This window comes from Roseomonas populi (assembly GCF_024594815.1).
Classification (GTDB): Bacteria; Pseudomonadota; Alphaproteobacteria; order Acetobacterales; family Acetobacteraceae; genus Roseomonas; species Roseomonas populi.
Genome location: NZ_JANJOU010000002.1, coordinates 91,151 through 104,560 on the forward strand (window position 1 = coordinate 91,151; position 13,410 = coordinate 104,560).

The 13,410-nt window shown below is 70.2% G+C and carries 10 protein-coding genes; 7 read left to right on the forward strand and 3 right to left on the reverse strand.

The features are described from left to right. Window positions 1-8: 8 nt before the first annotated feature. Both NRP21_RS03460 and NRP21_RS03465 read right to left on the reverse strand, forming a co-directional pair. Window positions 9-1,784 (reverse strand): fatty acyl-AMP ligase, encoded by a 1,776-nt coding sequence (locus NRP21_RS03460; protein WP_257714782.1) that lies wholly within the window; start codon window positions 1,782-1,784, stop codon window positions 9-11. Window position 1,785: 1 nt separating this feature from the next. Continuing rightward, window positions 1,786-2,547 (reverse strand): phosphocholine cytidylyltransferase family protein, encoded by a 762-nt coding sequence (locus NRP21_RS03465; RefSeq protein ID WP_257714783.1) that lies wholly within the window; start codon window positions 2,545-2,547, stop codon window positions 1,786-1,788. 936 nt (window positions 2,548-3,483) lie between these two features. Between NRP21_RS03465 and NRP21_RS03470 the strand changes: the two genes are divergently transcribed. From NRP21_RS03470 to NRP21_RS03500, 7 genes are all read left to right on the forward strand, one after another. Beyond that, the gene (locus tag NRP21_RS03470; protein ID WP_257714784.1) at window positions 3,484-4,299 is read left to right on the forward strand and encodes a hypothetical protein; all 816 of its coding nucleotides are present in this window, start codon (window positions 3,484-3,486) and stop codon (window positions 4,297-4,299) included. Window positions 4,300-4,770: 471 nt separating this feature from the next. Next, the gene (locus tag NRP21_RS03475; protein ID WP_257714785.1) at window positions 4,771-6,051 is read left to right on the forward strand and encodes an acyl-CoA dehydrogenase family protein; all 1,281 of its coding nucleotides are present in this window, start codon (window positions 4,771-4,773) and stop codon (window positions 6,049-6,051) included. An 11-nt stretch (window positions 6,052-6,062) separates the two neighbouring features. After that, window positions 6,063-7,124 (forward strand): alpha/beta hydrolase, encoded by a 1,062-nt coding sequence (locus NRP21_RS03480; RefSeq protein WP_257714786.1) that lies wholly within the window; start codon window positions 6,063-6,065, stop codon window positions 7,122-7,124. Window positions 7,125-7,176: 52 nt separating this feature from the next. Then, window positions 7,177-8,169 (forward strand): Bug family tripartite tricarboxylate transporter substrate binding protein, encoded by a 993-nt coding sequence (locus NRP21_RS03485; RefSeq protein WP_257714787.1) that lies wholly within the window; start codon window positions 7,177-7,179, stop codon window positions 8,167-8,169. A 156-nt stretch (window positions 8,170-8,325) separates the two neighbouring features. After that, on the forward strand, window positions 8,326-9,297 hold the full coding sequence (locus NRP21_RS03490; protein ID WP_257714788.1) for a tripartite tricarboxylate transporter substrate-binding protein: 972 nt from the start codon (window positions 8,326-8,328) through the stop codon (window positions 9,295-9,297). A 38-nt stretch (window positions 9,298-9,335) separates the two neighbouring features. Beyond that, window positions 9,336-10,610: an acyl-CoA dehydrogenase family protein gene (locus tag NRP21_RS03495; protein ID WP_257714789.1), complete on the forward strand. Its 1,275-nt coding sequence runs from the start codon at window positions 9,336-9,338 to the stop codon at window positions 10,608-10,610. A gap of 200 nt (window positions 10,611-10,810) precedes the next feature. Next, the gene (locus NRP21_RS03500) at window positions 10,811-12,571 is read left to right on the forward strand and encodes an FAD-dependent oxidoreductase (protein WP_257714790.1); all 1,761 of its coding nucleotides are present in this window, start codon (window positions 10,811-10,813) and stop codon (window positions 12,569-12,571) included. Window positions 12,572-12,597: 26 nt separating this feature from the next. Here NRP21_RS03500 and NRP21_RS03505 read toward each other — a convergent pair whose 3' ends face one another. Then, window positions 12,598-13,335: an IclR family transcriptional regulator gene (locus NRP21_RS03505; protein WP_257714791.1), complete on the reverse strand. Its 738-nt coding sequence runs from the start codon at window positions 13,333-13,335 to the stop codon at window positions 12,598-12,600. Window positions 13,336-13,410 lie beyond the last annotated feature (75 nt).

Sequence of the window (13,410 nt, forward strand, 5' to 3'; positions counted from 1 at the left end):
CCCGGGGCTCATGCCGGCGGCGTCGGCTCGAAGGCCGCCGCCAGCGGATCGGCGCCGCCCGTGGGCTGGCGCGCCAAGTACCGGCTGCGGGCCAGGGAACGGCTCAGCTTGCCAGAGGAGGTGCGCGGCAGGGTGCCGGGCGAGACGAGCACGACCCGCGCCTCCACCCCGTGGCGGGCCCGCAGCAGGCCGGCCACCTCGGTCGTCACCCGCTCCCGCGCCGCGCTGTCCGGCGCACCGCGCGCCTCGACGAGCATCACCACCTGCTCCACCCCGTCCTCCTCCACCGAGAAGGCCGCGGCGTCGCCGCTGCGGGCGGTGGCGAGCGACTGCTCCACCGCCCATTCCAGGTCCTGCGGCCAGACATTGCGGCCGTTCACGATGATCAGGTCCTTGGCGCGCCCGGTGATCACCACCTGGCCATCGAGCCGGTAGCCGAGGTCGCCCGTGCTCAGCCATCCATCGGGCGAGAGGGCGGCCGCGCTCTCCTCGGGCCGTTCGTCATAGCCCTGCATCAGGCCGGGGCCGCGCACCACCACGTGCCCGACGCGCCGCTCCGGCAGTGCCGCGCCCGCGGCGTCCCGAATCTCCAGCTCCGTGCCCGGCACCGGCGGGCCGCAGAGGGCGAATTCCCGCAGGCGCGCCGCGTCGTCCACCGCTGGCCTGGCCACGCCCTCGCGCTCCAGCCGGTCCAGGTCCACGATATCGGTCGTCAGGCCCCTGTCGAGCGGCGCGAAGCTGATGGCCAGCGTCGCCTCGGCCATGCCGTAGCTCGGGACGAAGGCCTCCCTCCGGAAGCCGTCCGGTGCGAAGGTCTCGGCGAAGCGCGCCAGCACCTGCGGGCGGATCATGTCGCCCCCGATCCCCGCCGCCCGCCAGGAGGAAAGGTCGAGCGGGGCCTCGCGGGCGGGGTCCGGCCGCCCGCGGCGGGTGCAGAGCTCGTAGCCGAAGCTCGGGCTGTAGGAGAGGGTGGCGCGGTGCTGGGAGATCAGCCGCAGCCAGAGATGCGGCCGGCGCGCGAATTCCTGCGGCGACAGGTAGTCCACCGTCACCTGCCCCGCGAGCGGTGCGAGCATGAAGCCCACCAGCCCCATGTCGTGATAGAGCGGAAGCCAGGACACGGCCCGGTCCTCCGGCCCCAGACGCAGGCCATGCTGCAGGATGGAGCGGAGGTTCTCCATCAGCGCGCGCTGGGTGACGGCGACCCCGACCGGGAACCGCGTGCTGCCGGACGAGAATTGCAGATAGGCGATCTCGTCTTCGCCAAGCGGGCGCGCCTCGGGCGCGGGCCTCTCCTCAGCCGTCTCCGGGAAGGCGCCCGCCAGTGTCCCGAAGATCGCAAGCTCCGCTTCCGCGGCGAAGGGCTGCAGCCAGGGCTCCAGCGCGGCGGGGACGAACAGCGCCGAGGCGCGGGCTGCCCTGGTGAGGCGGGAGATGTGCTCGATGTAGGTCTCGCGCCCGCCGAAAGCGGTCGGGACGGGCAGCAGCGCCGGCACCAGCCCGGCGTACTGGCAGGCCAGAAAGGCGGTGACCACGTCCGGGTGCGTCTCGGCGACGATCGCCACGCGGTCTCCGCGCGCCAGGCCCGCGACGAGCAGGCGCCCGGCAAGCGCCCGCGCGCCTGATCGCAGGGCGGAATAGGGCAGGGCAGCGGTCAGCGCCCCGCGACCGTCGTGGAAACCGAACCCCGTCTCCCCCAGGGCGGCGTAGTCCAGCGCCTCCGCAAGGGTGGCGAAGTCACCCAGGCGCTGGGGAAGGCTGTTGCGTGTCGGAAGCCGCTCCACCTCAGCCCGCTCCGGTCAGGGCAGGAGTCGCCGCGTCCCAGGAGCGGACGAGCGCGTCCGCCTGCTTCAGGTCGTCAGGGTAGTCCACCTCGCCCCAGCTCAGGCCCTCGATCGACGTTACCCGCACCTCGTGCGCCCTGGCGAGGGACTGGATGACCGAGAGATACCACCGGCGCAGGCCTTCCGGCTGGCGCAACGCCTCGTCCAATCCGTCGGCGAAGAGGGCACCGCCCGCGCCCTGGAACCGCAGCATGCCGATAGATTCGCCGTTCGTCCGCTCCGGCGGAAGGGTCTTCCCGATGTCGAGAAGGCGGGTGCCGTCCAGCGACACCTTCATGTCGTCCGCGTCGTAGCCTTCTTTGCGGTCGATGGTCACCGTGATCGGGGCGGCGGGCGCGGCAAGCAGGTGGCGCAGCACGGCCGGCTCGAACAGAGTGTCGCCGTTCAGCAGCACCGTGTCCCCCGCGCGGAGCAGGTCGCGCACCAGGAAGCAGCTTCCGATATTCTCGGCCACGGCGAAGAACGGGTTGAACACGGTGCTGACCTGCAGCCCCGGCGGGGTGATCGCGGGCAGCCTCGCCTCCACGGCGCCAGCCTCGAAGCCGGTGACGAGGGTCGCTTCCTTGATGCCGGCCGCGAACAGCCCCCGGAACTGCCATTCCAGGATGGACCGGTCACCCGCGCGCAGCAGGCACTTCGGCACGCGCTCGGTCATGGGAAGCAGGCGCTTCCCCTGTCCGGCGCAAAGGATGATAGCCTTCAATGGTCTGGCCCAGTCAAAGATGGGTTGTGAAGCGTGGATGCGCCGGTTGCGGCGCTGGTTTCCGTGTTATCGCGAGCCACAAAGCCGGCTTCCCGCAAGAATTTTGTTCGCGGGCATGTCCGCGAAGCCGCGGCATGATCCTGCCGGTGGATCCTGGAGCAGCCTTCCCGTCCGGACTGCGAGTTTGCAGGGCGTGGTTGTCCTGGATCGGCGAGGGTTGGTCTTGGTGGGCGTCGTGGCCCGGCGTGAGCCGCGGTCGAGGGGGATCTCCCGCGCAGCCATGATCCCGGCCGGGATCGCGCCTGACCTCGCCAAACATTCAAGAGGCACAACCGCCCCGCTGGTCATCACGCGTGCTCCATGTTCCCTGCGGACGATGTCTGCAGCGAGATGATGCTGGTATGGGGGCCGATGGTCACCAGACTTCCCAGCCATGTCGGAAACTAAACAGTTTCCTCCGGCGGCACAAGATGGGGCAAGTCCGTCACCCTGCCCGCCGCGCGACATCCCGTCCACGGTGCGAGCCCGGCGAGGGTGCGGAAGAAATCATGACAACGATCGGACGCCAGTGGCTTCCAGCCGGAGTGGTTCATCGCCCGGCGGTAGGGCGCGGCTTCGTCTCCTCGGACCGGCTCCTCCCGCAGCCGTCCGCTCCGCCCCTGGCCGCAGCGCGCGGGTGATAGCGGGGCAGGGAACCCGGCGGTGGCTGAGCGCCACCGGTTCCCCGAAGTTCCTACCGTGCCAGTGCCGGAAGTCGGGCAGCCTGCCGGTGAGAGCGGCTGTCGGTGGTGATGCCAACTCCCAGCGAGCGTCCTATTCCCGGGAACCCGGACAACCTTGCTTCCTGAAGCTGAGCAGAGCCAAATCGGGGAACCCGGCCCTTCCGCGCATCACCGGCGCTGATCAGCAGGACAAGACCCGGGGATGGAGGAAGCAATGGTCAAGCTGAACCGGATGGGCCGTGCGCTGCTCGTCGCCGCCATGTTGGCCGGAGGTGCGGCGCCGCTCGCCGCACAGCCAGCGGCCCGGGTGACAGAGACCGGCGTCGCCTCGCCGGCCTCGATGGTCTTCATCGGCAACAGCTTCTTCTACTACAACAACGGCATCACCAACCACGTCTCCGAATTCCTGCGCGCCAACGCGCCCTCGCAGCGCTTGCGCGCGACGCTCATCGGGATCGGCGGCTCCGGCCTCGATTGGCACGACGTTGAATCCTATTTCCGGCCGAACGCGGTCGCGCGGTACACGATCGACCGGAACAACGTCCTCTCGCTCAATCACGACGCCAGGTTGTTCGATGTCGCGGTCATGATGGACTGCAGCCAATGCCCTGTGCATCCGGATCTGAACGGCGCCTTCGCGGAGTATGCGCGGCGCCACGCGGAGACGGTGCGCCGGCATGGCGCGCAGCCGGTGTTCTTCATGTCCTGGGCCTATTTGGATAAGCCCGACATGACCGTCCAGCTCGCCGAGGCCTATACGCGCATCGGAAACGAGAATGGCGCGATGGTGATCCCGGCCGGCCTTGCCTTTGCCCGCGTCGTCGCGGAGCGGCCCGACATCGGCCTCTATGTCGCGGACAAGCGGCATCCGAGCCTTGCCGGCACCTATCTCGCCGCGGCGGTCACCTATGCCGCGCTGTTCAACCAGTCCCCCGTCGGTTCGAGCTACACCGCCGGGCTTGATCCCGCGGTTGCCCGCATCCTGCAGGATGCCGCGGCCAGCACTGTCCGCGAGTACCTGCGCCGCTGATCACAAGGCTCGATCCCTGGGGTGCAGGGATCGTTGCCGCTTGGGCGCTGCCGCGCGGCGACCGGAGCCGCATCGGCCCTGGCCGCCGATGCAGAATGCCTGGGGATCCGGCGGGGCCGCTGTAGCCCCGAGGAGGGAGATCGCCATCCCTCCTCGCGATGAAGGCTTGATGTTGCGGTTGGGCGAGCGCCCCCAACTCCTGCCATCTGGGCGGCAAAGTCGCTCTGCGCGAACCCACGGTTCCACCAGAGGACTGTCTCGTGGCCCTGCCGGTCCGCCACGTCCGCCACGTCCGCCACGTCGGCCATGAGAGGGTCAGTCCTGTTGCTTGGCACCCGCGAGATGCTTGACAGCGGATGTTTCAGGATCCTACCGTTCGTTTAATAATGCACTGTATCGTTGTGCGGACAAGTTTGGCCCGAAACGGCAAACCCCGCCGGGAGAAAAGGTGCAGCACGGGAGGAAACAGGCATGCAACTGGCCGTCGTCGAGCGTGTCTCGCCGTCATCCGCTCCTCACCTCCCGGTGCCCGAGCCTGGGCTGACCCCGCGCGACCTCATAGACCGCGCCGTCTCGCTCCGCCCGATGCTCCGCGCGAGGCAGGAGGAGCACGAGGCACTGGGGACCTACGCCGCCGACGTGCACGAGCAGTTCGAGCGGATGGGCTTCTACCGCATCACGCAGCCCCGCATGTTCGGCGGCTACGAGTTCGGCCTGCCGGTCTTCTTCCGCACCATGATGGAGGTCTCACGCGGCGATCCCGGCGTGGGCTGGTGCCTGACTCTCGCCGCCTCGCACGCCTTCCTGCTCGCCTCCCACTGGCCGGAGAGGGCGCAGCGCGAATTGTTCGGGGAGACCGGGCACTTCATCGCCCCGCACCGCGCCCAGCCGCTGGGCACCGCCACGCCCGTGCCGGGCGGCCTGCGGATCCAGGGCCGCTGGAACTATTCCTCCGGCGTGCCGCACGCGACGCACTTCATCGGCACGGCCCTGCTGCAGGCCGGGGATGGGGCGCCCCCATCCCCGGTGCTCGTCGTCGTGCCGCGCGGCGGGTACGAGGTGATGCAGGACTGGGGCGGGGACGAGATCCTGGGAATGCGCTCCTCCGGCTCCAACACCGTGGTGATCGAGGACACGGTGATCCCCGCACACCACGCCGTGCCCTTCAACGCCCAGTTCTGCCGGCCCGAGGAGCTGGCGGAGGGCACGCCGGGCACGCGGCTGCATGGCAACCCGATGTATCTCGGCCGCATCATGGGGCCGTACCACGCCTCGCTCGTCTCCGTGGTCGTGGGCGCGACCTGGGCGGCGATCGACGAGTACGAGGCGCTGATCGGTCGCATGAAGACGCTAGCCGATCCCAGCCTGCTCCGGGCGGACCACCATGATTTCCAGCGCATGCTCGGCCTGGCGCTCGCGCGTGCCGACGCGGCGGAGGCGATCCTCGTGCGCACGCTGGAGCGCTACATGGAGATGTGCGAGCGCTGGGCGGCGGACGGCACCCCGATCAGCGTGGAGGACAACCTTCGCCTGCGTGCCACGCTGCAGCAGGCCGGCGCCATGGGCGTGCAGACGGTGGAGATGCTGCTGCGCTCCGCCGGCGCCTTCACGACGAAGAAGGGCAACCGCCTGCAGCGCTACTTCCGGGACGTCATGATGTACCGAACCCACAGCTCCGCCCAGTGGGAGGAGTTCGCGACCTATGTCGGGCGCGCCCATCTCGGCAAGCCCGTCGGCATGCGCGGGCTTTAGGGGGCGAGCGGATGGACGGGGGGCGCGTGCCGGAGCCGCTGGTCCTCGCGGACCAGGGCTTCTTCTGGGTCGGCGTGGAGCGGCAGCAGCAGCCCTACGGGCTCCTCGCCGGCGGGCAGATGTTCGTGGGGTACCAGATCCCCGCGAAGCGGTCTCACGCACTGCCCGTCGTCATGGTCCATGGCGGCGGTGGCCAGGGGCTGGACTACCTCGGCACGCCGGATGGGCGGCCGGGATGGGCCACGTTCTTCCTGCGGCGCGGATACGCCGTCTATGTCGTGGACCGCACGGCGCTCGGCCGCTCTCCCTACCATCCCGACATCAACGGTCCTCTCGGCCGGCCGCCGGGCTACGAGTTCATGCGCGACCGCTTCGTGGCGCCGGAGCTCTCTCCGGAATCCTACCCGCAGGCGCGGCTGCACACGCAGTGGCCGGGCGGGACGGATATCGGCGATCCCGTGCTCGATCAGTTCATGGCGGGGCAGGGGCCTTCCATGGCCGACCTGGCGAGGGTCCATGCTGACATGCGGCGCTGCGCCGCCGCCCTGCTGGACCGGATCGGCCCCGCCGTCCTCATCACCCACTCTGCGGGCGGGCCCTTCGGCTGGCTGGCGGCCGATGAGCGGCCTGCGTTGGTGCGCGGCATCGTCGCGGTGGAGCCGCAAGGCCCCGCCTTCGCCGAGACACCCGGGGGGGCACTCTCCTGGGGCCTTACCGCCGTGCCGCTCCTCTTCGATCCGCCCGCCAGCGCCCCGGAGGAGCTGGGGCGGAAGCTGCTGAGGGCGCCGAGCCCCGACCTGCAGGATTGCTGGGTGCAATCCGAGCCTGCCCGGCAGCTCCCGAACCTGCGGCACGTACCCGTGGCGGTGGTGACGGCGGAGGCCTCGTGGAAGGCGCAGCAGGACCACGGCACCGTCGATTTCCTGCGCCAGGCCGGCGTGCCTGCCGAGCACATCCGGCTGGCGGAGCACGGCGTGCACGGCAACGGCCACATGATGATGATCGAGCGGAACAGCGACGACGTCGCCGCCCTGGTCGCGGATTGGATCGAGCGCAGCACCGCCGCCGTGTGATTTTGGCCCAGGGGCGGATCAACCGCCCCGGGCAGGACAGGGAGGAAGGGTGATGGAGCGTGGGACGAAGCGCCGTGCGCTGCTCGCGGCGGGCAGCGCCGCCGGGCTGGCCGGGGTCCTGGGACCGCGGGAGGCCGCGGCGCAGATGATGGACCGCCCGGCGCGGCTGGTCATGAACTTCTCCGCCGGCGGCGTCATGGACACGGTTGCCCGGCTCTACGCGGAGCGGCTGCGGGGCGTCTACGCCCCCCAGGTGATCGTGGATAATCGCCCTGGCGGCGCCGCGCGCATTGGGATCGAGGCCGCGAAGGGCGCCCCGCCGGACGGCAGCACCTTCCTGATGACGCCCGAGACGATGATGGTGCTCTATCCCTTCATCTACCCGCGCACGCTCCGCTACGACCCGCAGCGGGACTTCGTGCCGGTGACCGGGCTGTCCTCCTTCGGCTTCACCTGGCTGGTGGACGCCAACCACCCCGCACGCAGCTTCCCCGAGTTCGTGGAGTGGGCGCGGCGGCAGCCGGAGATCGACTACGCCACCCCCGCGGCGGGCTCCACACCGCACTTCGTCTCCGTGATGATGGCGAAGACGCTGGGGCTGCGCCTCTCCCACGTGCCCTACCGCGAGATCGCCATGGCCTTCGCGGACCTGAACGGCGGCCGCATCGCGGCGTATATGTCGGTGATCGGCACCGCCGCGGAGCAGCACCGGTCCGGCCGGATGCGGGCGCTGGCTGTCACCATGCCTCAGCGCGTGCCCACGCTGCCGGATGTGCCGACCTTCGCCGAGCTCGGCTTTCCGCAGCTCACGGCCGACGAGTGGTACGGGATCTTCCTGCCGGCCGGCACGCCGCAGCACCTCGTGGCCGGGCTGCACGGCGCGATCGCCGGCGTGGCGGCCGCGCCGGAGATGCGGGCCGCTCTGCTGAAGCTCGAGCAGTATCCCGTCAGCACGACGCCGGAGCAGTTCGCGGCGCGCCTGCGGGCGGAGCGCGACCGCTGGGGGCCCGTGGTCCGAGACTCCGGCTATGAGGTCGGGGAATGAGGGAAGGGGGCAAGATGTTCGGCGGCGCGGGCCGAAGGCGGCGTGGGCCGGCCGTTTCGGCTTGACGGGACAGCACAGCCCCGATAACGTCCATGTAACGATACAGTGCATCATAGGAAGGTCCGATAACGGGCCACCGCACGGAGGAAGCAGCTGGTGATCAACATCGGACGGCGCGCCGCGCTCGGCCTTTCAGCCGCCGCCATCGCGGGCACTGCGCGGGCGCAGCCGCTGGACCGGGTCGTCCGCATGCTGGTGGGCTTCCCGCCGGGCGGCGCCGCGGACATCGTGGCACGGATCTACGCGGAGCGCCTTCGCGGCAGCTACGCGCAGCAGGTGGTCGTGGAGAACCGCCCCGGCGCCGCGGCCCGCATCGCGCTGGATGCCACGAAGTCTGCTGCGCCCGACGGCACGACGCTAGTCTTCACCCCCGAGAGCATGCTGACGATCTACCCGCACATTTACCCCCGCACCCTGCGCTACGACGGGCTGAAGGACTTCGTGCCGGGCGGGGCGGCGTCCTCCTTCGGCTTCGCCTTCGTCGTGGCGGCGAACCATCCGGCGCGCGACCTGGCGGGCTTCGTGGAGTGGGCACGCACCCAGCGCGACGTGTCCTATGCCAGCCCCGCCGCGGGGTCCGTTCCGCATTTCCTGGCGGAGCAGATGTCGCGCAAGCTCGACCTCCGCCTGATGCACGTGGCCTATCGCGGCACGGGACCGGCGCTGCCCGATCTCTCGACCGGCCGTCTCGGCGCCATCATGGGCGTGATCGGCGACATGGCGGAACAGCACCGCGGCGGTCAGGTGCGCGTCCTCGCCGTGTCCGCTCCGGCACGCGTCACTTCCCTGCCGGACGTGCCGACCTTCGCCGAACTGGGCTACCCCGATCTTACCTCCGAGGAACTCTACACCATCCTCCTCCCCGCCGGCGCGCCCGCCCCGGTCGTGGAGCGGCTGGAGCGCTCGATCGCCGCGGCCTCCGCGAATCCCGAATTGAAGGCTGCGCTGGCGAAGATGGAGCAGGTTCCCGTCCCGCTCGGGTCCCAGGCCATGCACGATCGGATCCGGACGGGGCGCGACCGCTGGGGGCCGATCGTGCAGGCCACCGGGTACACGGCCGAGGAATAGCCGGCACCACGCCGCACGAAACTTCCGGGAGTTCTGCCATGTCCATCGCCTTCGCGGACCGTTCCCTCCTGCGCCCGGCCTCGCTGCCTGTTCCGGAGCCCGGCCTCACGGTCGAAGAACTTGTCGCCCGTGCCGTGGCCCTGCGCCCTGTCCTGCGGGACCAGCAGGCGGAGAACGAGGCGCGCGGCACCTATGGCGAGGACTTGCATCAGGCGTTCCGCAAGGCGGGCTTCTATCGCATCACCCAGCCTCGGCTGTTCGGTGGCTACGAGATGCCGCTGCCAAACTTCTACCGGGTGATGATGGAGGTTTCCCGCGGCGATCCCGGCGTCGGCTGGTGCCTGACGCTTGGGGCCTCGCACGGCTTCATCGTGGCTTCCCACTGGTCCGAGGAGGCGCAGCGCGACCTTTACGGAGAGGACGGGGAGTTCGTCGCCCCGCACCGGGCCCAGCCGATGGGCACGGTCACGCCCGTGGCGGGCGGCTACCGCGTGAACGGGAAGTGGAACTACTGCTCCGGCATTCCCCATGCCACGCACTTCATCGGAACCGCCATGCTCCGGGATGGCGATGCGCCGCCGCGCGCGATGCTCGTCGCCGTGCCGCGGGGTGGGTACGAGATCCTGCCGGACTGGGGCGGGGACGAGATCCTGGGGATGCGTGCCAGCGGCTCCAACAGCGTGGAGATCCGCGACACCTTCGTGCCCGCGCACTTCGTGATCCCCTTCGACGTCATGTTCGCCCGCCCGGACGGGATGGAGAACGGAACGGCGGGTACGCGCCTGCACGGCAACCCCATGTATCTCGGCCGGCTCATGGGGCCGTACCACGCCTCCCTCGTCGCCGTGGTGACGGGCGCCGCATGGGCCGCGATCGACGAGTACGAGCGCGTCTCCGGCATCATGAAGACCTATATCGATCCGGACGTGCTGCGGGCCGATCACTTCGACTTTCAGCGCCCGCTCGGCGAAGCCCTGGCGAAGGCGGATGCGGCCGAGGCGGTGCTGATGGGTGCGGCGCAGCGCTACATGGACCTCTGCGCGCGCTGGGCGAAGGACGGCACCCCGTTCACGGTCGAGGACAACCTGCGCCTCTGGACCATGCTGCAACAGGGTGGGAAGCTCGCGGCGGAGGTTGTGGAATCCCTGTTCCACAACGTCGGCGCCTTCGCCACGAAGAAGGGCAACCGGCTGCAGCGCTACTTCCGCGATGTGCAGATGTACCGCACGCACATGTCGGCCCAGCACCAGGCCTTCGCGACCTATGTCGCGCGCGCGCACCTTGGGCGGCCCACGGGGTTCCGGGGACTCTGAAGGCATCGCCACCCCCTCCTCACGGGCCGGCAGGACAGCTTTCGCTTCCACGGCGCAAGGCGGCCGGCCGGGAGGGCAGGTTCTTCTCGCGACCAGCCTTGGTCCTATTGTCTTCAGGCCGCGCGCCATGCCCATCGTGGGTCTGGACCCTATGCGTCATCTCGTAAGCGTCGGCTAAGGTCGGAGGAGGGATCACGGGAATGATCGAGACGGACGTCCTCATCGTCGGGAGCGGCCCTGCCGGCTCCGCCGCTGCGCTGGCGCTGAGCACCTACGGCATCCGCAACGTGCTGGTGACGAAGTACCGTTGGCTGGCGGACACGCCCCGCGCCCACATCACCAACCAGCGCACCATGGAGATCCTGCGCGACCTGGGCGTGGAGGACGAAGTGCTGGCCAAGGCCACGCCGCAGGAGTGGATGGGGAACACGGTGTTCTGCACCAGCCTCGCCGGCGAGGAACTGGGCCGCATCCGCACCTGGGGAACCCACCCGCAGCGGAAGGCGGATTACGACCAGGCCAGCCCCTCGGCCATGTGCGACATGCCGCAGAACCTGATGGAGCCGATCCTGTTCGGCAACGCCTGCGCCCGCGGCACCCGCGCGCGCATGGACACCGAGTACCTGTCCCTCGTGCAGGACGCGGAGGGCGTGACCGCCACGGTGCGCGACCGGCTGGACGGGCGCGAGTACCAGATCCGCGCGAAGTACCTGATCGGCGCCGATGGCGGCCGGTCCAAGGTGGCGGAGGATATCGGCCTGCCGATGGAGGGCCGCATGGGCGTGGCGGGCAGCATGAACATCGTGTTCAAGGCGGACCTGTCACGCTACGTCGCCCATCGCCCCAGCGTGCTCTACTGGGTGCTGCAGCCCGGCTCCAACATCGGCGGCATCGGCATGGGGCTCGTGCGGATGGTCAGGCCCTGGAACGAATGGCTGATCGTCTGGGGCTACGACATCAACCAGCCGCCGCCCGAGGTTGACGCGCGGGTGGCGACCGAGGTGGCGCACAAGCTGATCGGCGACGACACGATCCCGATCGAGGTCACCTCCACCTCCGTCTGGACGGTCAACCACATGTTCGCCACGCGCTACGCGGAGGGCCGGGTCTTCTGCATGGGCGACGCCGTGCACCGCCACCCGCCCTCGAACGGGCTGGGTTCCAACACCTCGATCCAGGATGCCTACAACCTGGCCTGGAAGCTCGCCCTGGTGCTGAAGGGGCAGGCCGCCCCGTCGCTCCTGGAAAGCTACGACGCCGAGCGGGCGCCGGTGGGCCGGCAGATCGTGACCCGCGCCAACCAGAGCATCGAGGAGTTCGGCCCCATCTTTGGCGCGCTGGGCCTGCTGGACGACCGCGGCTTCGCGCAGATGCGCGCGAACATGGAGGCGAGAAAAGCGGACACCCCCGAGGCGGCGGAGCAGCGGGAGGCGCTGCGCCGGGCCATCGCCTTCAAGGACTACGAGTTCAACGCCCACGGCGTGGAGATGAACCAGCGCTACCACTCCTCCGCCGTGGTGCCGGACGGCACGCCGGAGCCGGAGTTCCGGCGCGACCGGGAACTGTTCTACCACCCGACGACCTGGCCCGGGGCGCGGCTGCCGCACGCCTGGCTTGGCCGCGGGGGGCACCAGGTGTCCACCCTGGACCTGGCGGGGAAGGGGCGCTTCAGCCTCTTCACCGGGCCGACCGGGGCCGCCTGGGCAGAGGCAGCGGCTCGGGCTTCCGCGGAGACGGGCGTGCCGATCGAGGTTTTCATCATCGGCCCCGGCCAGGCCCATGAGGACCTGTTCGGTGACTGGGCGCAGCTGCGCGAGGTGGGGGAGGGCGGTTGCGTGCTGGTGCGCCCAGACATGCACGTTGCCTGGCGGGCCCAGGACAGCACGGGGACCGCGGGGCTGGCAGAGGCCATGCTGGCGATCCTCGGCCGCAGTGCCCCCGCCGTGAGCCGGGCGGCCTGATCGCTGCGATCCGGGACTGGCAACCTTCAGGCGGTCAGCCCGGCTTCCCGCAGGATGAGGTCGCGGGAGGCGGTGAGCTCCGCCTTCAGGCGGGGCAGGTCCGCGTCGAAGCGCGAGGTGGGCAGCAGGACCGAGATGGCGTAGCGCCCGCCGGACGCGTCCACGATCCGGGCAGCGAGGGCGGAGATGCCGATCCCTGTTCCCTCGCGATCGAGCAGGATGCCGGACTGGGCGCCCGCCGAGAGCTCCTCCAGCAGGCGCGGCAGCTCCGTGACGGTGTTCGGCGTGCGCGCCTCCAGCGATTGTGGAAGCAGCTTGCGGATCGCGGCCTCGGGTAGGCCGGAGAGGAGCGCCTTGCCCTCCGCACTGCTGTGCAGCGGCCAGGTGGAGCCGATGCTGGCGGTCAGCCGGATCATCTGCGTGGGCGGCGTGACGATCGCGATCACCACCACCTGCCCGTCCTGCAGCACCGTCATGGCGGTGGAGCCCTGCGTGGTTGCCGCCAAGCGCTCCAGATGCGGCCGCGCGAGGGCCACGAGGTCGATCCGCACGGAGGTGGCGAGCCGGGTGATCATCGGCCCCAGGAACACGCCGCCACCCCTCGGATCCACCTTCGCCAGGCCCTCGACGCAGAGCGCGTCCACGATGCGCTGCACCGTGGGGCGCGGCAGGCCGCTGGCCCTCGCGATCTGGCCGAGGCTGAGGCCGCCGGACTGCCCTTCCAGGGCTCTCAGGACAGACGCCGCCCGGGTGATCAACTGCATTCCCGACCGGGCCTCGGTCGCGGCAACTTGGGCGGACGGCGCGTCACCATTGGACTTCGTCATGAGCACCCGAAT

Coding starts and splice junctions, on each gene's coding strand:
- NRP21_RS03470 (WP_257714784.1), top strand. CDS start 3,484: ATGGTCAAGCTGAACCGGATGGGCCGTGCGCTGCTCGTCGCCGCCATG.
- NRP21_RS03475 (WP_257714785.1), top strand. CDS start 4,771: ATGCAACTGGCCGTCGTCGAGCGTGTCTCGCCGTCATCCGCTCCTCAC.
- NRP21_RS03480 (WP_257714786.1), top strand. CDS start 6,063: ATGGACGGGGGGCGCGTGCCGGAGCCGCTGGTCCTCGCGGACCAGGGC.
- NRP21_RS03485 (WP_257714787.1), top strand. CDS start 7,177: ATGGAGCGTGGGACGAAGCGCCGTGCGCTGCTCGCGGCGGGCAGCGCC.
- NRP21_RS03495 (WP_257714789.1), top strand. CDS start 9,336: ATGTCCATCGCCTTCGCGGACCGTTCCCTCCTGCGCCCGGCCTCGCTG.
- NRP21_RS03500 (WP_257714790.1), top strand. CDS start 10,811: ATGATCGAGACGGACGTCCTCATCGTCGGGAGCGGCCCTGCCGGCTCC.
- NRP21_RS03505 (WP_257714791.1), bottom strand. CDS start 13,335: ATGCAGTTGATCACCCGGGCGGCGTCTGTCCTGAGAGCCCTGGAAGGG.